The 22,726-nt window shown below is 75.5% G+C and carries 22 protein-coding genes; 6 read left to right on the plus strand and 16 right to left on the minus strand.

Features of this window, described 5'->3' with window-relative positions; translation table 11 throughout:
* Positions 1–33 precede the first annotated feature (33 nt).
* Positions 34–798: a class I SAM-dependent methyltransferase gene (locus JOE68_RS13335; RefSeq protein ID WP_307819659.1), complete on the plus strand. Its 765-nt coding sequence runs from the start codon at positions 34–36 to the stop codon at positions 796–798.
* Between the two features lie 3 nt (positions 799–801).
* On the opposite strand, the gene JOE68_RS13340 is transcribed toward JOE68_RS13335, so the two are convergent.
* The 5 genes from JOE68_RS13340 to JOE68_RS13360 form a co-directional block, all read right to left on the minus strand.
* Positions 802–1,587, minus strand: coding sequence for a type III pantothenate kinase (locus JOE68_RS13340; RefSeq protein ID WP_204842675.1), 786 nt, complete (start codon positions 1,585–1,587; stop codon positions 802–804).
* A gap of 127 nt (positions 1,588–1,714) precedes the next feature.
* Complete coding sequence (gene panD, locus JOE68_RS13345) at positions 1,715–2,212, minus strand: aspartate 1-decarboxylase (RefSeq protein WP_204842676.1); 498 nt, start codon at positions 2,210–2,212, stop codon at positions 1,715–1,717.
* Positions 2,213–2,223: 11 nt separating this feature from the next.
* Entirely contained in the window at positions 2,224–3,114 is an 891-nt protein-coding gene (gene panC / locus JOE68_RS13350) for a pantoate--beta-alanine ligase (protein WP_204842677.1), read from the minus strand.
* Positions 3,111–4,004, minus strand: a complete 894-nt coding sequence (locus JOE68_RS13355; protein WP_204842678.1) for a Rossmann-like and DUF2520 domain-containing protein — start codon at positions 4,002–4,004, stop codon at positions 3,111–3,113. The genes panC and JOE68_RS13355 overlap by 4 nt, the downstream gene beginning before the upstream one ends.
* An 86-nt stretch (positions 4,005–4,090) precedes the next feature.
* Complete coding sequence (locus JOE68_RS13360) at positions 4,091–5,266, minus strand: PrsW family intramembrane metalloprotease (RefSeq protein WP_204842679.1); 1,176 nt, start codon at positions 5,264–5,266, stop codon at positions 4,091–4,093.
* Between the two features lie 30 nt (positions 5,267–5,296).
* Between JOE68_RS13360 and JOE68_RS13365 the strand changes: the two genes are divergently transcribed.
* From JOE68_RS13365 to JOE68_RS13375, 3 genes are all read left to right on the plus strand, one after another.
* Positions 5,297–6,355, plus strand: coding sequence for an SAM-dependent methyltransferase (locus JOE68_RS13365; protein WP_239562234.1), 1,059 nt, complete (start codon positions 5,297–5,299; stop codon positions 6,353–6,355).
* Between the two features lie 708 nt (positions 6,356–7,063).
* Positions 7,064–7,510, plus strand: a complete 447-nt coding sequence (locus JOE68_RS13370; RefSeq protein WP_204842680.1) for a DUF1203 domain-containing protein — start codon at positions 7,064–7,066, stop codon at positions 7,508–7,510.
* 17 nt (positions 7,511–7,527) lie between these two features.
* Positions 7,528–8,601 carry an NADH-quinone oxidoreductase subunit D gene (locus JOE68_RS13375; RefSeq protein ID WP_204842681.1) on the plus strand — a complete coding sequence of 358 codons (1,074 nt, stop codon included), beginning with the start codon at positions 7,528–7,530 and terminating at the stop codon, positions 8,599–8,601.
* 1 nt (position 8,602) lies between these two features.
* Here the strand turns inward: JOE68_RS13375 and JOE68_RS13380 are convergent, their stop codons facing one another.
* Genes JOE68_RS13380 through ftsH form a run of 7 tightly spaced genes read right to left on the minus strand, consistent with a single transcriptional unit; the run spans position 8,603 to position 15,362 of the window.
* Positions 8,603–10,315, minus strand: a complete 1,713-nt coding sequence (locus JOE68_RS13380; protein ID WP_204842682.1) for a DUF6779 domain-containing protein — start codon at positions 10,313–10,315, stop codon at positions 8,603–8,605.
* 50 nt (positions 10,316–10,365) lie between these two features.
* On the minus strand, positions 10,366–10,818 hold the full coding sequence (locus tag JOE68_RS13385) for a DUF3180 domain-containing protein (protein WP_204842683.1): 453 nt from the start codon (positions 10,816–10,818) through the stop codon (positions 10,366–10,368).
* A 53-nt stretch (positions 10,819–10,871) separates the two neighbouring features.
* Positions 10,872–11,354 (minus strand): 2-amino-4-hydroxy-6-hydroxymethyldihydropteridine diphosphokinase, encoded by a 483-nt coding sequence (gene folK, locus JOE68_RS13390; RefSeq protein ID WP_204842684.1) that lies wholly within the window; start codon positions 11,352–11,354, stop codon positions 10,872–10,874.
* Positions 11,347–11,709 carry a dihydroneopterin aldolase gene (gene folB / locus JOE68_RS13395; protein ID WP_204842685.1) on the minus strand — a complete coding sequence of 121 codons (363 nt, stop codon included), beginning with the start codon at positions 11,707–11,709 and terminating at the stop codon, positions 11,347–11,349. The genes folK and folB overlap by 8 nt, the downstream gene beginning before the upstream one ends.
* A complete protein-coding gene (folP, locus tag JOE68_RS13400; protein WP_346038818.1) occupies positions 11,702–12,520 on the minus strand; it encodes a dihydropteroate synthase in 819 nt (272 codons plus the stop codon). Before folP ends, folB begins: the two co-directional genes overlap by 8 nt.
* Positions 12,517–13,146 carry a GTP cyclohydrolase I FolE gene (gene folE, locus JOE68_RS13405; protein ID WP_204842686.1) on the minus strand — a complete coding sequence of 210 codons (630 nt, stop codon included), beginning with the start codon at positions 13,144–13,146 and terminating at the stop codon, positions 12,517–12,519. Before folE ends, folP begins: the two co-directional genes overlap by 4 nt.
* Positions 13,143–15,362, minus strand: a complete 2,220-nt coding sequence (gene ftsH, locus JOE68_RS13410) for an ATP-dependent zinc metalloprotease FtsH (RefSeq protein ID WP_204842687.1) — start codon at positions 15,360–15,362, stop codon at positions 13,143–13,145. Before ftsH ends, folE begins: the two co-directional genes overlap by 4 nt.
* Positions 15,363–15,781: 419 nt before the next feature.
* Here ftsH and JOE68_RS13415 point away from each other — a divergent pair, with 419 nt between their 5' ends.
* A complete protein-coding gene (locus JOE68_RS13415) occupies positions 15,782–17,482 on the plus strand; it encodes a substrate-binding domain-containing protein (RefSeq protein ID WP_204842688.1) in 1,701 nt (566 codons plus the stop codon).
* A gap of 15 nt (positions 17,483–17,497) precedes the next feature.
* Here the strand turns inward: JOE68_RS13415 and hpt are convergent, their stop codons facing one another.
* Genes hpt through dacB form a run of 4 tightly spaced genes read right to left on the minus strand, consistent with a single transcriptional unit; the run spans position 17,498 to position 21,608 of the window.
* Positions 17,498–18,049, minus strand: a complete 552-nt coding sequence (hpt, locus tag JOE68_RS13420; protein WP_204842689.1) for a hypoxanthine phosphoribosyltransferase — start codon at positions 18,047–18,049, stop codon at positions 17,498–17,500.
* A 16-nt stretch (positions 18,050–18,065) separates the two neighbouring features.
* Complete coding sequence (gene tilS, locus JOE68_RS13425; RefSeq protein ID WP_204842690.1) at positions 18,066–18,980, minus strand: tRNA lysidine(34) synthetase TilS; 915 nt, start codon at positions 18,978–18,980, stop codon at positions 18,066–18,068.
* Complete coding sequence (locus JOE68_RS13430; RefSeq protein WP_204842691.1) at positions 18,977–20,002, minus strand: Rv3626c family coenzyme F420 biosynthesis-associated protein; 1,026 nt, start codon at positions 20,000–20,002, stop codon at positions 18,977–18,979. Before JOE68_RS13430 ends, tilS begins: the two co-directional genes overlap by 4 nt.
* 46 nt (positions 20,003–20,048) lie before the next feature.
* Positions 20,049–21,608 (minus strand): D-alanyl-D-alanine carboxypeptidase/D-alanyl-D-alanine endopeptidase, encoded by a 1,560-nt coding sequence (gene dacB, locus JOE68_RS13435; protein WP_204842692.1) that lies wholly within the window; start codon positions 21,606–21,608, stop codon positions 20,049–20,051.
* Positions 21,609–22,156: 548 nt separating this feature from the next.
* Between dacB and JOE68_RS13440 the strand changes: the two genes are divergently transcribed.
* The gene (locus tag JOE68_RS13440) at positions 22,157–22,660 is read left to right on the plus strand and encodes an inorganic diphosphatase (RefSeq protein ID WP_204842693.1); all 504 of its coding nucleotides are present in this window, start codon (positions 22,157–22,159) and stop codon (positions 22,658–22,660) included.
* The last annotated feature ends 66 nt before the right edge of the window (positions 22,661–22,726 follow it).

Below are 22,726 nucleotides of genomic sequence, written 5' to 3' on the forward strand. Positions count from 1 at the left end.
GGATTCGCACGGGTTCTCACTACGGTGGGGCCGGTGACGAGTGACGACCTGACCGCTCGCCGGGCGAACTCCTTCGGCGCGAACGCCCGCGCCTACGCCGAGCACCGGCCGGACTACCCGACCGCCGCGATCCGCTGGGCGCTGGCCCCGCTGGGCCCCGGCGCGCACCGCGTGCTGGACCTGGCCGCGGGCACCGGGAAGCTCACCGGCGGGCTGGTCGCCGAGGGCCACCACGTGACGGCGGTGGAGCCGGACGAGTCGATGCTGTCGGAGCTGGTGCGCCGGCACGGCGGGGTGCGGGCGCTGCCGGGCGCGGCGGAGCGCGTCCCCCTCCCGGACTCGGCGGTGGACGCCGTGGTGGTGGGGCAGGCGTTCCACTGGTTCGACCCGGTGCGGGCCATGGCCGAGATCGCCCGCGTGCTGCGCCCCGGCGGCGTCCTGGCCGGCCTGTGGAACCACGTCGACACCCGGGTCGGGTGGGTGGCCGAGTTCGACGAGGTGTGCCGCTCCAGCGTCCGGCCGATGGGCGCCCCCGGCGCCGCCGACGACACGATGCCGGCGCACGAGCTGTTCGAGGACGCCGAGGTCCGCGAGTTCCCGCACCGCCAACGCAGGACGGCGGAGACCCTCGTGGAGACGATCGGCACGCACTCGCACACCCTGGTGATCCCCCGCGAGGAGTGGGCGCGGCTGCGGCGGCGGATCCTCGACTTCCTCCGCTCCCGCCCGGAGACCGCCGAGGGCGGGTTCGACCTGCCGATCGTCACCCGCGGCAAGCGCGCCACCCGCCGCGCCTGACCGTCAGCGCATGTTGCGCTCGAACACCAGCCGCAGCCCCAGCAGGGTCAGGTCCGGCACGTGCCGGTGGATGCCGGCCGACTCCGCCACCACCAGCGGCGCCAGCCCGCCCGTGGCGATCACCATCACCTCGCCCGGCTCGGTCGCCTGCAGCTCGTCCACGATGCGCCGCACGAGGCCGTCGACCTGGCCCACGAACCCGTAGACGATGCCGGACTGGAGGCACTCGACGGTGTTCTTCCCGATCACCGACCGGGGTCGCACCAGCTCCACCTTGCGCAGCTGCGCGGCCCTGGCCGCCAGCGCGTCGACGGAGATCTCGATGCCCGGCGCCAGCGCGCCGCCCAGGAACTCGCCCTTGGCCGAGATGACGTCCAGGTTGGTGGACGTGCCGAAGTCGACCACCACGCAGGCGGTGCTGTAGAGGTGGTGCGCCGCCAGGGTGTTGATCACCCGGTCGGAGCCCACCTCCTTGGGGTTGTCCACCAGCAGCGGCACACCGGTGCGCACGCCGGGCTCCACGAGGACCTTCGGCACGGCCGAGTAGTAGCGGCCCAGCATGACCCGCAGCTCGCGCAGCACCGCGGGCACCGTGGACAGCGCCGAGATGCCGGTGATCTTGTCCGCGTACTCGCCCAGCAGGCCGCGCATCGTCAGCGCCAGCTCGTCGGCGGTCATCCGCGCGTCGGTGCGCATCCGCCAGTCGCGCACCAGGGCGGCCTTGTCCCCGGTGCCGTCGTACAGCCCCAGGACGATGTTGGTGTTGCCGACGTCGATGGCGAGCAGCACGGGCTTCCCTCTCTGGTTTCCCACCTCTGGCGAGCGCGGCGGCTCGGTGCACCGGCCGGTCCGGTGCGGCGCGCGGCGGGCCGGGCCGGGCGCGGCGCCCGGTCCGGCGCGCCGGCCGGTCCGGCGCTCAGCCGACCCGGTGCTCGGGCTGGAGCAGCGCGTCCAGCGCCGTGGCGTCCTCGGTCTCCGACGCGGGCTCCGCGGCCGGGGCCTGCTCGACCGCGGCGCCGCTGACCAGGCCGGACCCCTCCGGCGCGCGGGACGGGTCCGCGCCGAGCTCGACCACCCGGTTGTCCGCGTCCACGAACACGACCCTGGGCCGGTGGGCCCGCGCCTCGGCGTCGTCCATCTGCCCGTAGGCGATCAGGATGACCAGGTCGCCCGGCTTCACCAGGTGCGCCGCGGCGCCGTTGATGCCGATGACGCCCGTGCCGCGCGCGCCGGGGATGACGTAGGTCTCCAGCCGGGCGCCGTTGGTCACGTCCACGATCGCGACCTGCTCGCCCGCCAGCAGGTCGGCGGCCTCCATCAGGTCCTCGTCCACCGTCACCGAGCCCACGTAGTGCAGGTCGGCCTGCGTCACCGTCGCCCGGTGGATCTTCGACTTGAGCATGGTGCGGAACATGGCGGTCCCCCTCACTCGTCGCCGCTGCCCAGCAGCACGGCGGCGTTGTCGATCAGGCGGGTGGCGCCCACGCGGGCGGCGAGCAGCAGCCTGGCGTCGCCGTTCTCCGGCGCGGGGCCCAGGTCGGGCGCGCGCAGCTCCAGGTAGTCGACCTCGACGCCGGGCTCGGCGGCCAGCGTCGCGGACGCGGCGTCGAGCACCGCCGCCGCGCCCCGCCCGCTGACATACGCGCCGGCGACCAGCGCCGCGGACAGCGCGGTCGCGGCGGACCGCTCGGCCTCGGACAGGTACCGGTTGCGGGAGGACAGCGCCAGCCCGTCCGGCTCCCGCACGGTCGGCACGCCGACCACGTCGACCGGGAAGTCCAGGTCCCGCGCCATCCGGTGGACCAGCGTCAGCTGCTGGTAGTCCTTCTCCCCGAACACGGCGTAGGTCGGCTGCACGATGTTGAACAGCTTCGACACCACGGTCAGCACCCCGGCGAAGTGGCCGGGCCGGGACGCGCCCTCCAGCTCGTCGCCCAGCGGGCCCGGCGACACGGTCACGGTGGAGCCCGGCGGGTACACGTCCTCGGCGGAGGGCGCGAACACCAGCCCGACCCGCTCCTCGCGGCAGAGGTCCACATCGGACTCCAGCGACCGGGGGTACCGGTCGTAGTCCTCGGTCGGCCCGAACTGCGCCGGGTTCACGAAGATCGACACCACGACCACGGTGTTCTGCATGACGTGCGCTTCCCGGATCAGCTTCCGGTGCCCGGCGTGCAGCGCGCCCATCGTGGGCACGAGCGCGATGTTGCGCCCCGCGGCGCGCAGCGCGCGGACCACGCGCCGCAACCGGTCCGGGTCGCGGTGCACCGTGACGTCGTCGGGCGCGTAGTCGTCTCTGGTCAGCGGCTTGGTCATCGGTCCTCAAGGGTGGTGCGGACGTCGGCGGCCGGTCCGGGCCCGAGCAGCCCGGCGGCCTGCGCGCGGTCGACGGTGCGGCGCGCGAGAACTCGGTAGGGGGCAAGCGTCCCAGGCGCCTCGGCGGCCAGCACGCGCAGGTGCCCGGCCACGGTCCCGGCGTCGCCGCGGGCGACCGGCCCGGTCAGCGCGCGGTCGCCGTGCCGCAGCGCGTTGTCCAGCGCGGCCGACAGCAGCGGGCCGAGCACCCGCTCGGCGTTCGCGACGCCGGCCGAGCGCAGCACCTCGGCGCAGTCGCCGACCAGCGTCATGAGGTGGTTGGCGCCGTGCGCCAGCGCGGCGTGGTAGAGCGGCCGGGCGGCCTCGGTGACGCGCACCGGCTCGGCGGACATCTCCACCACCAGCGCCTCCCCGACGTTCCAGGCCGCGTCGTCGCCGTCGGCGGCGGTCACCCCGACCGAGCAGGCCGCCATCCGCTCCACGTCCTCCGGCCGGCCCGTGAACGTCATCACCGGGTGCAGCGCCACGCACAGCGCGCCCGCGGCGGCGGCCGGGGCCAGCACCTCGACGCCCTGCGCCCCGCTGGTGTGCACGACGATCTGCCCGGCCCGCAGCGACCCGGTGGCCACCAGGCCGCGCACCAGCCCGGCCAGCTCGTCGTCGGGCACGGCCAGCAGCACGAGGTCGGCCGCGGCGGCGACGTCGGGCGGCGGCAGCACCGGCACGCCCGGCAGCAGCTCCTCGGCGCGCCGCAGCGACGCGCGCGACACCGCGGACACCGAGCCGACGACGTGGCCCGCCCTGGTCAGGGCGGCGCCCAGCACCGAGCCGACCCGGCCGGCCGAGATCACCCCGACGGTCAGCCGCGCGGGGCGGGGGGTCGCGTCCATGCGACATGCTCCTTCAGTGGCGTTCCAGGCCCGTGCGGGTACCGGACGACGGCCGCGAGCGTAATCCGCGCCCGCCGGGGCCGTCGTCAACTGCGACGAACACCACCCGCCGCCTTGAGCGCGCCCGGCGCGTCCACCGCCGCCTGCCGTGCGGCGACGAGGGCCTCCAGCAGCGCGGAGTGGCGCTCCCCCGCGTCCGCGCCCGCGGTGCCCTGCTCCATGCGGTGGCGCAGGAACGCCAGTTCCGTCGCGGCCACCTGGTAGCCCGCGACGGCCCGCGCGGCCTGGTCGCCGACCTTGCGGCGCACCGCCCGCCGCCACCGCCGCCGACCCTGCAGCGAGGCCAGCAGCGTGACCTCGCTGGCGGCGATCCACCGCCGCGCGGCCATCTCCGGCAGCTGCCCGGCCACGATCCGCTGCTCGCGGCGGCGCTGCCAGACCACCAGCCACACCATGCCCGCGAACAGCGGCACCATGATCAGGAAGTACAGGTTGATGAACGTCGTCCCGGTGCCCACCGTGGTGGAGAAGTTCCACAGCGAGTGCAGCCCCGCCGCGCCCAGGTAGCCCAGCACCGGCGCGACCACCCGCAGCTTCCGGTTCGCGGTCATCGACGCGATGCCGACCCCGATCCCGGTCATCGCCGTGAACAGCGGGTGCGCGAACGGCGAGAGCACCCCGCGCAGGACGAACAGCGCCACGACCCCGCTGGACAGGTCGCCGAAGCCGCTGTCCACGAAGACCCGCGCGAAGTAGTAGATGTTCTCGGTGTAGGCGAACCCGGCGGCCGTGACGCCCGCGTAGACGATGCCGTCCACCACGCCGTCGAACTCGTCCCGGCGGCGCAGGAACAGCGCGATCACGAACGCCGCCTTGGTCGCCTCCTCCACGATCGGCGCGCCCACGACGGCGGCGAACGTCGACCCGTCGCCGTCGTTGATCAGCTCGCCCAGCACGTGCGCGGTCTGGTTGAACACCAGCGAGGTGATGGTCGCGCCGCACGCGCCCCAGGCGAAGGCCAGCAGCAGGATCTTCGCGGGCTCCGGCTCCCACCGGTCCACCCACAGGAAGGCGCTCAGCACGGCCACGACCGGCACCAGCGCCGCCACCGCGCCGACCAGGATCGGCCCGGCCCCGATCCGGCTCGTGCCCAGGCCGAGCAGCACCAGGCCGCAGACGCCCAGCCCGATCAGGCCGACGACCGGCAGCAGGACGGTCCAGCGGCGCTGGTTCGCGCGCTCGCGGGCGGGGGAGGCGGTCACAGTGGGCAACCTTAAAGGGACACTTGACCGATGCGGGACTGGGAAGCGGCGTGGCGCGGCGCGCTCTACGGCCCGGGTGGCTTCTTCCGGCGCGGCGAGGTGCCCGCGGGCCACTTCCGGACCGCGCCGCTGGTCGGTCCCGAGCTGGCCGAAGCCCTGCTGGTGCTGCTCGACCGGGTGGACCGCCTGCTCGGCCGGCCCGCGCGGCTGGACTTCGTCGACGTCGGCGCGGGCGGCGGCGAGCTGTCGGCCGCGGTCCGCCGCCTGGCGACCGGTCCCCTGGGTCGACGCCTGCACGTCACCGCGGTCGACCTCGGCCCGGCGCGCCGGCTGCCCGGCGTCCGGTGGACCGACACCCTGCCGGCGCGGGTGGAGGGCCTGCTGGTCGGCCACGAGTGGCTGGACGCCATCCCGTGCCCCCTGGTGACCGGACCGCACGACGACCCCTGGCTGGCGCGGTGGTGGCCGGTGCGGGAGGGCTGGCGGGCGGAGGTCGGCGCGCCCCGGGACGCCGCCTGGGCGGACGCCGTGGGCCGGGTGCGCGGGGCCGCGCTGGCCATCGACTACGGGCACCTGCGGGCCGACCGGGCGGCGGGCCGGTACCGCTCCGGGACCTTCGCCGCCTACCGCGGCGGTCGGCAGGTCGAGCCCGTGTTCGACGGCTCCTGCGACCTGACCGCGCACGTGGCGCTGGACGCGTGCGCCGAGGCGGCAGGCGGCGACCACGTCCTCGTGTCGCAACGGGACGCGCTCGCGGCCTTGGGCCTGACCGGGGCGGGTCCGGGCGGGGTCGTGGGCCTGGGCGGAATCGTGGGTCCGGGCGGGGTCGTGGGTCCGGGCGGGGTCGTGGGTCCGGACGGGGTCGTGGGTCCGGACGGGGTTGGCGGGATCGGCGGTCCGGACGGGGTCGGCGGCCCGCTCGGGGTGCGGAGGGGCGGCGGCATGGCGTGGCTGGAGTCGGCCGCACGGGCGTCCCGGGTGGCCGAGCTGCGGGCGGTCGGCGGGCTCGGCTCGTTCGGGTGGCTGCTCCACGGAGTCGACATCCCGGTGTCCGAACTCCTCCCCCCGCTACCACCCTGGCACCCCTGAGCCGCACCGCCCACGCACCACCCGCACTGCCCACGCAGCACACCAGCCCCGCACTTGCGGCTTTCGCTTTTTATCTTTTGGGTTTTCGGCACGCCCCGTGCAGACCGGCGCTCTCGTGTTCTCCCCGTATGGCCTGCCCGGAGGGCTACCATGCTTTTCTGGGGGGTGCAAGCACGCTTTTCGCTTGCACCCCCCAGAAAAGCATGGTTGTCTTTAGACAGGCCATGCGGGGAGAACACGACCGCTCTTGCTCTTCCTCCTCCTTGGCGGCCTGCCCGTCCGGCGAGGACTCTTTAGCTCTTCAGCCTCTGACCTGCGGCGAAGCCTCCCTCCCCACGATCAACCGACCCCATCGAGAAAGGCTGAAAATTTATTTGTTGCGGTGCGCGCCACAAGTAAGAAGAGCGGCCGGGAGGCCCCCAAGGAGGAGGGAAGTGCGTCGTGTTCTCCCCGTACGACCTGCCGGAGGCAATCATGTTTTCCGGGGGGCGTCAAGCGAAGAGCGTGCTTGACGCCCCCCGGAAAACATGATTGGGCTGCGCCCAGGCCGTACGGGGAGAACACGAGGCACACGGCTGCGCTGAAGCGCCGCCGCGCCGAGCGCGGCGCAGTTCGCCGGCGCCGCAGCCCATCGGTCTCCCGCCGGGGGCCGGCAGCAGGTCCGAAGACCGCCGGCCCCGGCCCGCCCCCACCCGGAAGCTGGTCGGCATGAGGATTCACGCATTGCCCACGGACGTGGTGGAGCGGGCCAGGAAGCTGGCCGGCACGGACGAGTTCCACGAGTTGCGCCACGAGGCGGTCGGCGCGCCGTTGCGGTGCTGCCTCCGCAAGGCCGGAGAGGGCGAGCCGGTCGTGCTGTTCCGCTACTCGCCCAGCACCGGGCGCGGCCCGTACGAGGAGCTGGGGCCGGTGTTCGTGCACCTGGAGCGCTGCGACGGCCCCGACGAGCTGCACGAGGTGCCGGAAGCGCTGCGCCACGCGCGCCGGGCGCTGCGCGCCTACGACGCCGACGGCCGGATCGTCGACGGGGGTGTCGCCCAGCCCGAGGAGCTGACCGCGCGCATCGAGGAGTGGCTCGCCGAGCCGGGGGTGGTGGAGGTGCAGGTGCGCAGCGCCACCCACGGGTGCTTCCTGTTCGCGGTGACCCCGGGCTGACGTGCGAGCATGACCGGGTGGAGATCACCGTTGGCGTAGGGGCCGGGGCACGTCACCTGGGCGTGGACCGGGTGGTCGACCTCGGCCCCCTGCACCCCTCCGCGCACGGCGCGTACCGCCTGCGCCTGACCGTCCGCGACGACGCGGTCATCACCGCCGCCGAACCGCTCGTCGGGCACCTGCACCGGGGCGCGGAGAAGCTGTTCGAGGTGCGCGACTACCGCCAGGTGCTGACCCTGGCCAACCGGCACGACTGGCTGGCCGCGTTCTGCAACGAGCTGGCCGTCGCGCTGGCGGTCGAGCGGATGACGGGCATGGACGTGCCGCCCCGCGCCCAGGCCCTCCGGGCGCTGCTGTGCGAGCTGAACCGGATCATGGCCCACCTGGTCTTCCTCACCCCGCTCACCGGCCCGACCGCCGCGCGCGGCCGGGAGGCCGTCCAGGCGGTGCTGGAGGAGGCGTCCGGCGGGCGGATCCACTTCATGTTCAACCGGATCGGGGGGCTGCGCGAGGACGTGCCGGCCGGGTGGGCCGACCGCGTCCGCGCCGCGCTGTCCGCAGTGGACGTCGACCCGGTCCCGCCCGGCCTGGCCGGGCTCGGCGTGCTGTCGAGGGAGGCCGCGCTGGCCTACGGCGTCACCGGGCCGATCGGGCGGGCGTCCGGGGTGGACCTCGACCTGCGCCGGGACGACCCGCTGCCGGGCTACCTCGGGCTGGACGTCGTCCCGGTGGTGCGGACCGAGGGCGACGCGCTGGCGCGGGTGCGGTGCCTGGTCGACGAGGTGCGGCAGTCCGTGCGGCTGGCCGGGCAGTGCCTGGACCGGCTGCCGGGCGGGCCGGTGAACCTGCGGCTGCCCAAGGCGGTCAAGGCGCCCGAGGGCTCGGTCTACACCCGGGTGGAGGCGCCGCTGGGCACCTCCGGCGTGCACCTGGCGTCGCGGGGCGAGAAGACGCCGTGGCGGCTCAAGCTCAGGACGCCGTCGTTCAACAACGTGCAGGCGCTCTCGGCGCTGCTGCCGGGCACGCGGGTGGACGACCTGCCCGCCGTGCTGGGCTCGTTCGCCGTGGTGGTCGGCGACATCGACAAGTAGGTCAGTCCTGGCCGCGCCGCCGCCGGCGGCGCGGGGACTCGCCGCCGCCGAACGCGGCCAGCAGCTCGCTCACCGACTTGCCGTCGGCGTGCGCGCCGGCCGGCTCCTCGGGCTCCGCCGCGCCGCGCCGCCCGGCGGGCCGGTCCTCGGCCCGCCGCCGGCCGCCGGCCTCGTCGGCCTCGTGGGCGGTGGACAGCTCGGCGGACGACCGCCCGGCGGGCGCGGCCGTCACCGGCAGGTACCCGCTCTGCTCGGCGGCCCGGCGCGCGGTCCCGCCCGCCTGCGCGGCGGTGGGCGCCGCGCGGTGGCCGACCGGCTCCTCGGCCGGGGTCGAACCGCCCGCCCTGGCCGCCGCGGGCGCGCTCCGGGGCCCGGCGGCCTCGGCCCGAGCCGCCTCGACCGGGCGGAAACCACCGGTCCGGGCCGCCGCGGGCGTCGTGCGGTGACCGGCGGCGGGCTCCGCGCGCGCGGGCTCCACCGGCCGGGCGCCGCCGGGCTGCGCCGCCGCGGGCGTCGTGCGGTGGCCGGCGGCGGGCTCCACCGGCCGGGAGCCGCCCGCCCTGGCCGCCGGGGTGGGCTGCTCGGCGGGCGCGGCCCGGCGGGCGTCGTCGGCGGCGACCGCGTCGCGGCTGATCATCTCGGTGCGCTCGGCGACCCGGCTGCGGCGCTGGATGGTGTGCTCGGTGCGGGACGGCTCGGGCTTGCGCGCCGGCTCCACCCGCACGGGCTCCGCGCGCGCCGGGTCCACCCGGGCCGAGTCGGTCCGGGCCGAGCCGGTGCGCACCGCGTCCGCGCGCGGCGACTCCGGGCGCGGGACCTCCGCGGCCCCGCCCCGCGCGGCGTCACCCGGCTCGGGGCCGACGGGCTCGGTGCGGCGCGTCGGCTCCGCCGCGCGGGCGGCCGTCGACGGGCTCAGCCGGCCCGCCAGGTCCACCCGGCCGGCGCGCTCGGCCGGCTCCGGCGCTCCCGGCCGCGCCACGGCGGCCGACCGCTGCCCGGTCGCGCGCGCCGGCTCGCGGCGGGCGGCCTGGGCGGGCTCGCGGCGCGCGGGCTCGGGGCGGACCGGCTCGGGCCGCCGGACCTGCTCCTTGCGCGGCGACTCGTGCGCCACGCGCTCGATCAACTCGGTGCGGTCGGCGGCGGGCTTGTCCGCCGCCTGCTTCACCGCGGTCGCCTTGGCCGGCCCCGCCGTGATGATCCGCTGGTCGCCCAGCGACATCAGCCGGGACTGGTCGGACAGGGACCGCATCCGGGTCGACTCGGCGCGCAGCGCCACCCGCTCGACCAGGACCTCGCCGCCGAGCAGGGCCTCCAGGTTCTCCCGCAGGGCGCGCAGCTCGTCGCGCAGCGCCTCCAGGTCGTCCTTCGCCTCCTCCTGCACCCGCTTGCGGGTCTCGGCCTCGACCTCCAGCTCGTACTCGCGCCGGGCCGCGACCTCGCGCTCCAGCTCCAGCTCGTAGACCGACTGCAGGTCCGCGACCTCGTCCTCCCGGTCGGTGACCTGGCGGCGGTAGCGGGCGGCGAGGAACGCCCCGACCAGCGCGGCCCACAGGGCGGCGACGACGCCCAGCCGCAGCCACCGGGCGCTGTCGCTGAGCACCAGGACCGCCGCGGCCCCCAGCGCGAGCACCAGTGCCGCCAACAGCAGCAGCCGCCCGGAGCCGAGACCGCCGGTCTGCCGCTCGTCGTCCTGCGCCGTGCCTCGCCCGGTCATGGCACCTACCGTACCGGTCAGTTACAGGATTGAGACCTCCACGTCCGCATTCAGCTCTCGCGGAGGGAGTCCTTCGGCGTCCGGCAGCAGTGCTCCAGCCACAGCCCGGCGCCGATCAGCGCCGCCGCGCAGGCGACGCCGACGACCGCGCTCACCAGGTCGTGGTCGGCGGCCTCGAACTCGCCGCGCACCGGCAGCACGTAGACCAGCACCCCGGCCCACGCGCCGGCCATGATCGCGCCGAGCAGCGACGACGCCTTCGCCAGCGCCACGGCGCGCGCGGCGGTCAGCGGCTGGACGGGCTCGGTGCCGGGTTTGCGCTGGATGCGCGCGCGCAGCGAGAAGGCGAGCACCAGGTCGACCACCGCTATGACCAGCAGGGTGAACCCGGCGAACGTGGGCAGCGGCGGCAGCGTGCCGTAGGCGAGCCGCAGCAGCAGGTGCGCGAGCAGGCCCGCGATCAGTGCCGCGGCGAGCAGGTCACGGGGCTTGGTGAACCTCACGCACCCATGGTGTCACCCGACCGGCGCGACCTCCCGGGCTCGCGAGCGGGCCGTCAGGCCAGGGGCAGGTCGTCGCGGCGGGTCACGCCGCTCACGTCGAGGCCCGCCACCAGGTCCGCCACGCGGCCGTGGCCGGGCAGCACGGCGTCCGGCTCGACGTCGAGCCACGGCACCAGCACGGTGGCGCGCTCGTGGGCCCCGGGGTGGGGCAGCAGCAGGGCCGGGTCGTCCGACGTCACCCCGGCCACGGTCACCACGTCGACGTCGAGCGTCCGCGGGCCCCACCGCAGGGTGCGGACGCGGCCCGAGGCGTTCTCCAGCTCCTGGCCGCGGCGCAGCCAGTCCCACGGCCCGGCCCCGCCGTCGACGACCAGCACGGCGTTGAGGAAGTCGTCCTGGTCGGTCACGCCCCACGGCGCGGTCTCGTAGACCGGCGACACCGCGACCAGCTCGGCGGCGAACCCGGCGACCGCGGCCCGCAGGTGCCCGAGCCGGTCGCCCAGGTTGGAGCCGATCGACAGCACCGCCCTAGCCACGGGTGCGCCTGACGGTCACCGCCACGTCCGCGAAGACCAGCGGGATCGGGGCGGAGGGCTTGTGGACGGTCACCTCGGCCGCCTTGACGCGCAGGTCGGTCATCACCTCGTCGGCGATCTTCCCGGCCACGGTCTCGATCAGGTCGTACGGGCCGCCCGCCACGATCGCCGCCGCGCGCTCGGCCAGCTCGCCGTAGTGCAGCGTCTCGCGCAGGTCGTCGGTGGCCGCCGCCCGCGACAGGTCCAGCCACGCCGTGACGTCGACCAGGAAGTCCTGGCCGTCGCGCTTCTCGTGCTCGAACACCCCGTGGAAGCCGCGCACCCGCAGGCCGCGCAGCGAGATCCGGTCACCCACGGCCGGCCGCCCACGCCCGCGCCACGGCCACCGCGTCCAGCGACCTGCCCACGTCGTGCACCCGCACGCCCCACGCACCCGCGAAGGCCGCCAGCGCCGACACCGCGGCCGTGGCGTCCTCGCGGCCCTCCGGCGGCCGGTCGCCCAGCAGGCTGCCGAGGAAGCGCTTGCGGGACGCGCCGACCAGCACCGGGAAGCCCAGCTCCAGCAGCTCGTCCAGGCGCCGCAGGAGCTGCCAGTTGTGGTCGGCGTCCTTGGCGAAGCCCAGCCCCGGGTCCAGCACGACGTCCTCCGCCGCGACGCCGGCCGCCAGCGCGGCGTCGACGCGGGCGCTCAGCTCGTCGCGCACGTCGCGCACCACGTCGTCGTACACGGCCAGCTCGTGCATCCGGCGGCTGTGCCCGCGCCAGTGCATCAGCACGTACGGCACCCCGGCGGAGGCCACCACCGACGCCATGCGCGGGTCGGCGAGGCCGCCGGAGACGTCGTTCACGATCGACGCGCCCGCCTCCAGCGCCGCCTCGGCCACCTCGGCCCGCATGGTGTCCACCGACACCGGCACGCCCTCGGCGACCAGGTCCCGCACCACCGGCGCGACCCGCGCGGCCTCCACCGCGGCCTCCACCCGCTGCGCGCCCGGCCGGGTGGACTCGCCGCCCACGTCGACCAGGGCCGCGCCGCGGCGGAACATCGCCACGCCGTGCTCGACCGCCTCGCGCCGCCCGAGGTACCGGCCGCCGTCGGAGAACGAGTCCGGGGTGACGTTCAGGACGCCCACCACCACGCAGTGCCCCGGCCTGGGCAGGCTCACCTCGTGCGCCCCCTGATCAGCTCGATGGCCTCCGCCCGCGTCGACGCCGACGAGCGCAGGATCCCGCGCACGGCGGAGGTGGTGGTCCGCGAGCCGGGCTTGCGCACGCCGCGCATCCCCATGCACAGGTGCTCGGCCTCCACGACCACGATCACACCGCGCGGTTCCAGCCGCCGCACCAGGGCGTCCGCGATCTGCGAGGTCAGGCGCTCCTGCACCTGGGGCCGCTTCGCGTACAGGTCCACCAGCCGGGCCAGCTTGGACAGGCCGGTGACCCGCCCGTGCTCGTTCGGGATGTAGCCCACGTGGGCGACGCCGTGGAACGGCAGCAGGTGGTGCTCGCAGAACGAGAACATCGGGATGTCGGTGACCAGGACGAGTTCCTCGTGGCTCTCGTCGAAGGTCTTCGCCAGCACGCTGTCCGGGTCGGTGTACAGGCCCGCGAACAGCTCCCGGTACGCCCTCGCCACGCGGGCCGGGGTGTCGCGCAGCCCCTCCCGCTCCGGGTCCTCGCCGCACGCGAGCAGCAGCTCGCGCACGGCCGCCTCGGCCCGCCGCTGGTCGAACGCCCGCCGCGTGGGACCGGCCTCCCCGCTGGGGAGGCCGGTCCGGTCGATCTCGGTCACGTGCGGTTGTCCGGATCCGCGTCGAACGACCGCTTCCCCGCGTCGGCGTCGGTGTGCTCCGGCTGCCACTGGCCGGGCTGCCCGCCGCCGCCGGGCACCGTCGCCGGGGTCCAGCCGGGCGGCGCGCCGTAGTGGGGCGGGCCGGACGACGGGTGCTGCGGCTGGGCCGGGTGCGGCGCGCCGTTGCCGTTCGGAACGGCGGGCGGCGCGGGCGCGGGCGCGGGCACCGGGTCCTGCGCGGGCGGCAGGTCCTGGTCGAGGGTGTCCTCGATGGCGGGCGGCCACGGCTCGCCGCGCTCCTTCGCCAGCTCGGCCGGGGTCTTGACCGGCGGCTTGTCCGACGGGGTGCGGTTGCCGAAGTCGTTGAACTTCGTGATCCGCGGTCGCTTCTCGACGCCGGCGAAGATCCGCTCCAGGTCCTTCTGGTGCAGGGTCTCCTTGTCGATCAGCTCCAGCGTCAGCGCGTCCAGCACGTCGCGGTAGGTGTTGAGCACCTCGTACGCCTCGGTGTGCGCGGCCTCGATCAGCTCGCGCACCTCCTCGTCGATCTCGTGCGCGACCTCCAGCGAGTAGTCGGCCTGCCGGCCCGCCGTGCGCCCGAGGAACGGCTCGCCCTGCTCCTGGCCGTACTTGACGGCGCCCAGGCGGGCGGACATGCCGTACTCGGTGACCATCGCGCGGGCGATCTTGGTCGCCTGCTCGATGTCGTTGGACGCGCCGGTGGTCGGCTCGTGGAAGACCAGCTCCTCGGCGGAGCGCCCGCCGAGCGCGAACACCAGCCGGGCGATCATCTCGGACCTGGTCATCAGGTCCTTGTCCTCCTCGGGCACGGACAGCGTGTGACCGCCGGTCCGGCCGCGGGCCAGGATGGTGACCTTGTAGACCGGGTCGATGTCCGGCATCGCCCACGCGGCCAGGGCGTGCCCGGCCTCGTGGTAGGCGGTGATCTTCTTCTCCTTCTCGGAGATGATCCGGCTCTTGCGGGCCGGGCCGCCGATCACGCGGTCCACCGACTCCTCCAGCGCGGCGCCGTCGATGACCGTGCCGTTCTGGCGGGCGGTGAGCAGGGCGGCCTCGTTGATGACGTTGGCCAGGTCCGCGCCGGAGAAGCCGACGGTGCGCTTGGCCAGGCCGTCCAGGTCCGTGTCGGGGGCCAGCGGCTTGCCCTTGGCGTGCACGCGCAGGATCTGCTTGCGGCCCTTGAGGTCCGGTGCGGACACCGGGATCTGCCGGTCGAACCGGCCGGGCCGCAGCAGCGCCGGGTCCAGGATGTCGGGCCGGTTGGTCGCCGCGATCAGGATGATGCCGCCGCGCGAGTCGAAGCCGTCCATCTCCACGAGCAGCTGGTTGAGCGTCTGCTCGCGCTCGTCGTGACCGCCGCCGAGGCCCGCGCCGCGGTGGCGGCCGACCGCGTCGATCTCGTCGACGAAGATGATGCACGGCGCGTTCTGCTTGGCCTGCTCGAACAGGTCGCGCACCCGGGAGGCGCCGACGCCGACGAACATCTCCACGAAGTCCGAGCCGGAGATGGAGTAGAACGGCACGCCGGCCTCGCCGGCGACGGCCCTGGCGAGCAGGGTCTTGCCGGTGCCGGGCGGGCCGTAGAGCAGGACGCCCTTGGGGATCTTCGCGCCCAGCGCCTGGTAGCGACCGGGGTTCTGGAGGAAGTCCTTGATCTCCTGGAGCTCCTCGACGGCCTCCTCGGCGCCCGCGACGTCCGCGAACGTCGTCTTGGGCATGTCCTTGGACAGCTGCTTGGCCTTGGACTTGCCGAAGTTCAGGACGCGGTTGCCGCCGCCCTGGGCGTTGTTCATCATCCACATCAGCAGCAGCAGCAACAGGCCGAGCGGGACCAGGTACAGCAGCATCTGCATCAGGAACGAGTCCTGGCTGACCTTGGTCTCGACGGTCGGCTTGTTGCCGGCCTGGTCGAGGATGGTGAAGACCTCGTCGGTGGAGCTCGCCGGGAACTGCGTGATCAACCGGTTGTGACCCTCGAAGGTCACCCCGTCGTTGAGAGTCAGCTTGAGGCGCTGCTCCTTGTCCTCGATCGTGGCTTCCTTGACCTTGCCGTCCCGGACTTGCTGGAGTGCCTGGGACGTCTTGACGGGGGTGTACCCCCGTGCGTCGTCGAAGAGCACGGTGAAGGCGTAGTAGAGCAGCAACACCGCCACGATCCACAGCAGCGGGTTGCGAAGCAGGCGCTTGCGGTCCATTCACTTACGGCCGGCGGGCGGCCTCGACCCTCCCTGACTTGGTGACGGGCGCGGACGGGCACGACCCGTCCGGCCAGCGTACCGCCCGGAGCGCGGGGGGAGCGCTCCGCGTGCGGGGCTGTCACGTCTCGTCCGACCAACGGATGGCGCCCGTCAAGTGTTCCCCGCGGTGACCGCGGACACCCTGCGCAGGTCAAACGGGTTCACCCGGTCGTGGAGCAGGTCGCGGGCGGGGTGGCGCAGATCGCCGTAACACCGGACGGCGGTGTGACGTTACTAGCAGGTAGCACGGAAGTGAGGAATGTTCGGGTGAACGAACCCGAGGGTGCGCGCGCGCACGACGGCCACACCCCCTCCGCAGTTGCCGAGTGTTCATCACCCACCCGAAAGGGTGAACACCGACCGAAGGTACCCACGGTATGCCTGCTCCCACCGAGCGTCCCACCGGCCGAGCCCGCCGGATCGCCCTCCCGATCGGCGCGCTGCTCGGCGTCGTCGCCGCGGCCGGCGCCACCGCCGTCGCCCTCCGGGCCACCTCCGGGCCGGACTGCGCGGGCGCCCTGCCCCTGAAGGTCGCGGTCACCCCGGCCGTCGAGGAGGTCGTGCGCGCCGCGGCCGACGACTACCAGGCCGGGCGGCCCGTGGTCGACGGCCGGTGCGTGCAGCTGCAGGTCGAGCCCCGCAGCGCGGCCGACGTCGCCCACGAGCTGCCCACCGCGCAGATCAACCCGCCCGCGCTGTGGGTGCCCGACTCGTCCATGTGGGCCGCCGAGACCCGGCGGCAGGCGGGCGACCTCGGGCCCGAGGCGCCCCGGCTGGACATCGGCGAACCGCTGGCCTCGTCACCGCTGGTGATCGCCGGCTCCGAGCGGGCGATGGGTGCGCTCGGCTGGCCCGTCACGCCGGTGAGCTGGGCGAAGGTGGTCGACCCGGCGGTCGCCGTGGCGCTGAGCAACCCCACGACGTCCACCGAGGGCCTGGCCACGCTCGCGGTCGTCCGCACCCTGCTCGGCAAGCCGGACGGCGCCGCCGACCCGGCGCTGATCGGCGCCCTGATGCGGGTCGGCCGCGACGCCCCGCCGTCCGTGCGGGACGCGTTCGGCAAGGTCGTGCAGGGCGCGGACGACGCACCGGTGTTCACCGCCGCCGAGCAGTCGGTGCTGGCCGCCAACCGGGCCGCCGGCTCGCGCCGGGTCGTGGCGTCCTACCCGGCGGAGGGCACCGTCGGGTTCGACTACCCGGTGGTGCGGGTCACCCGGGTCGGCGAGGCGGCGGGCACCGCGCAGGCCGCCGCGGACTTCACGCGGGTCCTGCGCTCCGACCGGACCGCCGAGCGGTTCGCCGGGGCGGGCTTCCGCACGCCCGCCGGCGAGGCGCCGGAAGGCTGGACCACCGAGCGGGACGGCGTGCGCGGCGACAACGTGGCGCTGACCGCCACCCCCGCCCCGGAGCAGGTCTCGGAGCTGCTGCGCACGTGGGGCGCGGTCAGCCTGGACACCCGCATCCTCGCCGTGCTGGACGTCTCCGGCTCGATGGCCGAGAGGATGCAGGGCGGCGGGCTGACGCGGGTGGTCGCGGCGAAGGAGGCGGCCCTGACGGCGCTGTCGATGCTGCCGGACACCTCGGAGATCGGCCTCTGGGCGTTCTCCACGGACAAGGGGCCGAAGGGCTACGTCGAGCTGGTGCCCGCGGGCCCGCTCGGCGAGCCGATCGACGGCGCGCCGCGCCGGGAGCAGCTGCAGCGGGGCGCGGAGCGGATCCCCGGCCTGGTCGGCGGCGGCACGTCGCTGAACGACACGGTGCTGGCCGCGTTCCGCGCCGCGCAGCGGTCGTTCGACCCGACGAAGATCAACTCGGTGACCATCATGACCGACGGCAGCAACGACGACGCCTCGTCCGTCGGGCTGCCGGAACTGCTGGCCGCGCTGGGCCGGGAGGCCGACCCGGCGCGGCCGGTGCCGCTGTTCATGGTCGGCCTGGGCCCGGACGCCGACCTGGCGGCGCTCGAGCGGATCGCCTCGGCCACCGGCGGCAAGTCCTACCAGGCGCTGCAGCCCGAGGACATCGAGACCGTGCTGCTGGACGCCATCTCGCAGCGCCGCTGCCGCCCCGACTGCTGAGCCGGGGCGCCGGTCTCAGCCGGAGTAGACCTTGGGGTCCAGGGTGCCGATGTAGGGCAGGTCGCGGTAGCGCTCGGCGTAGTCGAGGCCGTAGCCGACCACGAACTCGTTCGGGATGTCGAAGCCGACGTACTTCACCGGCACGTCCACCTTCACCGCGTCGGGCTTGCGCAGCAGCGAGCAGACCTCCAGCGAGCGCGGCTTGCGGGACGCCAGGTTCTTCAGCAGCCAGGACAGGGTCAGGCCCGAGTCGATGATGTCCTCGACGATGACCACGTCGCGGTCCACGATGTCCCGGTCGAGGTCCTTGAGGATGCGCACCACACCCGACGAGGACGTGGCCGAGCCGTAGGAGCTGACCGCCATGAACTCCAGCTGCACGGGCACCGGCAGCGCCCTGGCCAGGTCGGTCATGAACATCACCGCGCCCTTGAGCACGGTGATCAAGACGAGGTCGGACCCGCCGTCGGCCGGGTGGTCGGCCGCGACCTTCTTGGCCAGCTCCGCGACCTTGTCGCTGATTTCCTGCTCGGTGATGAGCACGGAGGCGATGTCGCCGTCGTACACGGACGATCCCCTTTTGTCATGACTGCACGGCTTCCACCCGCAGCCTGCCATGCGCCCGGCGCGCCACAAAGCCGCCGGGCAGCCAGACGCCGCCCTGCCCGCGCCAGTCGCCGACCAGCGCGTCCACCCTCCTGAGGTGGGAGTCGGACAACTCGGGCACGCCCGCGCCGAGCAGCCAGAGACGAAGAACACGCCGGCGCAGGGCCGGCGGGAGGCGCGCGAGGTCGGCCGCCGACTGGCGGTCGCCCGGGAAGCCCTCGGCGAGCGCGTCGAGCGCGTCGCCGTCCTCGCGCAGCTGCGCGGCGGTGCGGGCCAGCGCGTCGGCAACGCCCTGCTGGAGCACGTCCTCCAGCAGCGGCAGCACCTCGGTGCGCAGCCGGACGCGGGTGTAGGCCGGGTCGGCGTTGTGCGGGTCGACCCACGGCCGCAGGCCCAGCTCGGCGCACGCCGCGGCGGTCGCCGCGCGCGGGACGGCGAGCAGCGGGCGCCCCCACGGGGGGTCGTACGGGCGCATCCCGGCGATGCTGCGGGGCCCGGAGCCGCGCCCCAGGCCCAGCAGCACGGTCTCCGCCTGGTCGTCGCGGGTGTGGCCGAGCAGCACCACGCCCCGGTCGGGCCGCAGCGCCGCGTAGCGGGCCCGCCGGGCCGCCGCCTCCGGGCCGCCCGGACCGCTCACCACGACCCTGCGGACCTCCGCCCGCAGGCCCAGCTCCCGGCAGGTGCGCGCGGCCCGCTCGGCCACGTGCGCGGAGCCCTCCTGGAGCCCGTGGTCGACCACGACCGCGGCCGAGCCGGGCGCCAGCCGGGCCGTGGCGGCGGCCAGCGCGAGCGAGTCCGCGCCGCCCGACACGGCGACCGTGACGTGCTCGGGCGCGTGCTCGGCCAGGAACCGCTTCACCGCCGTGCGCACGAGGGCCAGCGGCCCGTTCACGGCGAGACGCGGCGCAGCCAGGCGGCGGGGTCGGCGATCTCGGCCCTCGTGGGCAGCGTCCCGGGGTCGGTCCACACGGCGTTGAAGCCGGCCATGCCGACCCGGTCGACGACGTGCCGCGTGAAGGCCGCGCCCTCCGCGTACTGCCGGACCTTGGCCTCCACGCCGAGCAGGGTGCGCAGCACCCGGTCGAGCACCCCGCCGCCCTTGCGGCGCGCGGTGAACCGCTCGCGGATGACCGCGACGTTCGGCACGACCTCCGGGCCCACCGCGTCCATCACGTGGTCGGCGTGCCCCTCCAGCAGCGTGGACAGGGCGATCAGGCGGTCCAGCACCGCGCGCTGGGCAGGGCTCTGCCACAGGTCGACGAACCCGCCCGCCTCGCGCAGCCGCGCGGGCAGGTCGCGCAGCCGGGGCGCGACGCCGTCGTCCATCGAACCCAGCAGCTCGGCGACCAGGCCGGCGAAGTGCCCGCCGAGCCACGGCACGGCCGTGAACTGCAGCCGGTGCGTGCCCTCGTGCAGGCACACCCACATGCCGAAGTCCGCCCCCGGCACGTCCAGCGCCCGCTGCGCGCCGACGACGTTCGGCGCGACCAGCAGCAGCCGGCCGCCGGCGGAGAACGGGTCGTACTGCCCGAGCACGCGCGCGCTGAGGAAGGCCAGGACCACGCCCGCCTGCACGCCGGCGGTGCCCGCCAGCACGCCGCCGAACGCGCCCGACTGCCGGGGCAGCGCACCGTCGGTCAGCGCGGCGAGCCCCTGGGCGGCCGCCCGCACCCAGCCCGGCCGGTCCACGACCTCGCCCGCCCGCAGCGGCAGGCCGTGCCCCAGGCCGGTCACCTCCCGGACGTGCACCTCGGCGTCGACGGCCTGCTCGCGCAGCCGCCCCACCGCGGTGTCGGCCTCGGCCCGGGGCACCGCCGGGCCCGGTCGGACGAGCCGGGCGGCGGTGGCGACGGCCAGCTCCCAGTCGACGGGGTCGCTGCCCGCGGTGCGGTGATCCTGCGCTGAGGGGTCCACACCCGCTGACGCTACCTGCGGCGGCCGGCCCGGCGACACTCCCGGCTCAGCCCCCGCAGCCACAGGTCCGCAGCGCGGCGGCCAGTTCGTCCAGCGCGTGGCGCACCACCCGGTTCTCGGCCGGGCTGAGCGACATGAACGCGAACACCAGGAGCCGCCCGTCGGTGTCCACGACCACGCCGGCCAGCGAGTTCACGCCGGTCAGCGTCCCGGTCTTGGCCCGCACCCAGCCCTTGCCCGCCGCGCCCGCCTCCTGGTAGCGCCCGGCCAGCGTCCCGCTGCCGCCCGCCACCGGCAGCGCGGTCATCAGCGGGCGCAGCTTCGCCGTCCGGGGGTCCGCGGCGCCGGGCTCGCCCGCGGCCACGAGGATGTCGGTCAGCAGCCGCGCGGGCACCTTGTCGTCCACCGACAGCCCCGACGCGTCGACGACCTCCGCGCCGGTCAGGTCGAACCCGTTCTCGGTGAGCACCGCCCGGACCGCCTGCACCGCGCCGGCGAACGTGGGCGGCATCCCCCTGGCCAGGGCGACCTCCCGGCCCAGCGTCTCGGCCAGCACGTTGTCCGAGATCTGCATCATGTTCTCGACCAGCTGGTCCACCGGCGCGGACTCGACCTCGGCCAGCACCTCCGCGCCGGGCGCGGCGGCGCCCGGACCCGCCGACGGCACGCCCAGCCGCGCCGCCAGCGCGGCGGCGGCCGCGGCGGCGGGGGTCGCCGAGCGCGGGTTGTCCATCATCGTCGGGTCCTGCCGCCCGCCGTCAGCCATCAGCGGCACGATCGGCGCGACGTAGCCGTCCGGCACGTCCTCCGGCGCCCAGCCGGGCGCCAGGCCGTCGCCCTGGTAGCGGCTGACGTCGAACAGCAGCCGGTCGACCGGGCCCCGCGCCTTCACCCGCGCGGCCAGGTCGTCCAGGGTGGCCGCGCCGGGGTAGACCGTCCGGCGGTCGGCGGGCAGCGAGGACAGCGTGGGGTCGCCGCCGCCGACCAGCACGGCGGTGCCCGGCTGGTCGCCCCGCACCACCCTGGTCGTCAGCCGGTCGGTGTGGTCGAGGGTGAGCAGCGCGGCCGCCGCGACCAGGACCTTGACCGTCGAGGCGGGGGTCAGCGGCGTCGTCTCGCCCTGCTTCCACAGCACCGCGCCGCTCGCCGGGTCGACCACGCTGCCGGTCAGCGTGCCGAGCGCGCCGTTGCCCGCCGGCCCCTTCAGCACCGCGGCGACGCCGGCGGCGGTGGGCGCGGGCGCGTCCGAGCCGACGCCCTTGATCGCCGCGGTGACGGGGGCGGGCGGCTGCGGCGCGGCCGTGGTCGGGGTGGGCGCGCCGGACAGCCAGCCGAGCTGCCAACCGGCCACCGCGCCGCCCGCGAGCAGGACGACCAGCGCCAGCGCGCCGACCACCAGCAGCGGGCGCCGGCGCCGGGGCTGCTCGGCCTCGATCTCGTCGGCCCGCCGGAACCGCTCGGGGCGGGCGGCGGGCTCGTCGGGCTCGTCGGCGGGGCGCGGCGCCGGGGTGGCCTTCGCGGCGGGCGCGTCCCGCCCCGGCTCCGCGCCGGCCCCGGACCACCCGCCGGCCGCCGCCGCGCCGGGCCGCCCGCCCGCACCCTCCACATCGGACCCGGACCGCCCGGGACCTTCCGCACCGGGTCGCTCGACGCCCTCCGCGCCCCGCGGCCCGGCACCCTCCGCACCCCGCGGCCCGGCACCCTCCGCACCCCGCGGTCCAGCGCCTTCCGCACCCCGGGCCCCGGCGCCTTCCGCACCGGGCGGCCCGCCCGCGGGCCGCGCACCGGACCACCCGCCGGCCGCCGCCGCGCCGGGCGCCCCCCGGTGCCCGGCCGGGGGCCTCTCACGGTCCGTGATCGGTTCAGCGGCGCCGGCCCGCGGCGGGCCGGCGCTCGCCGGGCCCGGCGGCGGCACGGGGATGCGCATCGTCGGCGGATCGGCCGGACCGGACCGCCTGACCTGCGGCGTCGGCGGCCCCGGGGCCGCTTCGTCGCCGTCGACGGTCGGCCACGATGGCTCGTCGGGCACGCAGTCCTCCGCTGTCGATTACAAGCAATGTCACACCCGCGACCAGCACGCGGGTGAGGGTTGACGACACCTCGTGGTCCACACTAGTGGCGTAACGAACGTCAAGGACGAGCGAGGACCGCGCAGTGGAGTTCGACGTCACCATCGAGATCCCCAAGGGTGTCCGCAACAAGTACGAGATGGACCACAAGACGGGGCGCATCCGGCTGGACCGGACCCTGTTCACGGCCACCCAGTACCCGGCGGACTACGGCTTCGTCGACGACACCCTGGGTGAGGACGGCGACCCGCTCGACGCGCTGGTCCTGGTCCAGGAGCCGACCTTCCCGGGCTGCCTGATCCGCGCCCGCGCCATCGGCATGTTCCGCATGACCGACGAGAAGGGCGGCGACGACAAGCTGCTGTGCGTGCCGGCGGAGGACCCCCGCTCGGAGCACCTGCGCGACATCCACCACCTCAGCGAGTTCTACCGCCTGGAGATCCAGCACTTCTTCGAGGTCTACAAGGACCTGGAGCCGGGCAAGAGCGTCGAGGGCGCCACCTGGGTGGGCCGGGCCGACGCCGAGGCCGAGATCGTGCGGTCCTACCAGCGCCTGAAGGACGCCGTGGCGCGCGGCGAGGACCACTGAGCCCCTGCGCGGGTGCGAGAGGAGCGGGCCACCCGGTCGGGTGACCCGCTCCTCTCGCGTCCGGGG

It is taken from the genome of Saccharothrix algeriensis (genome assembly GCF_016907655.1).
Lineage (GTDB): Bacteria > Actinomycetota > Actinomycetes > Mycobacteriales > Pseudonocardiaceae > Actinosynnema > Actinosynnema algeriense.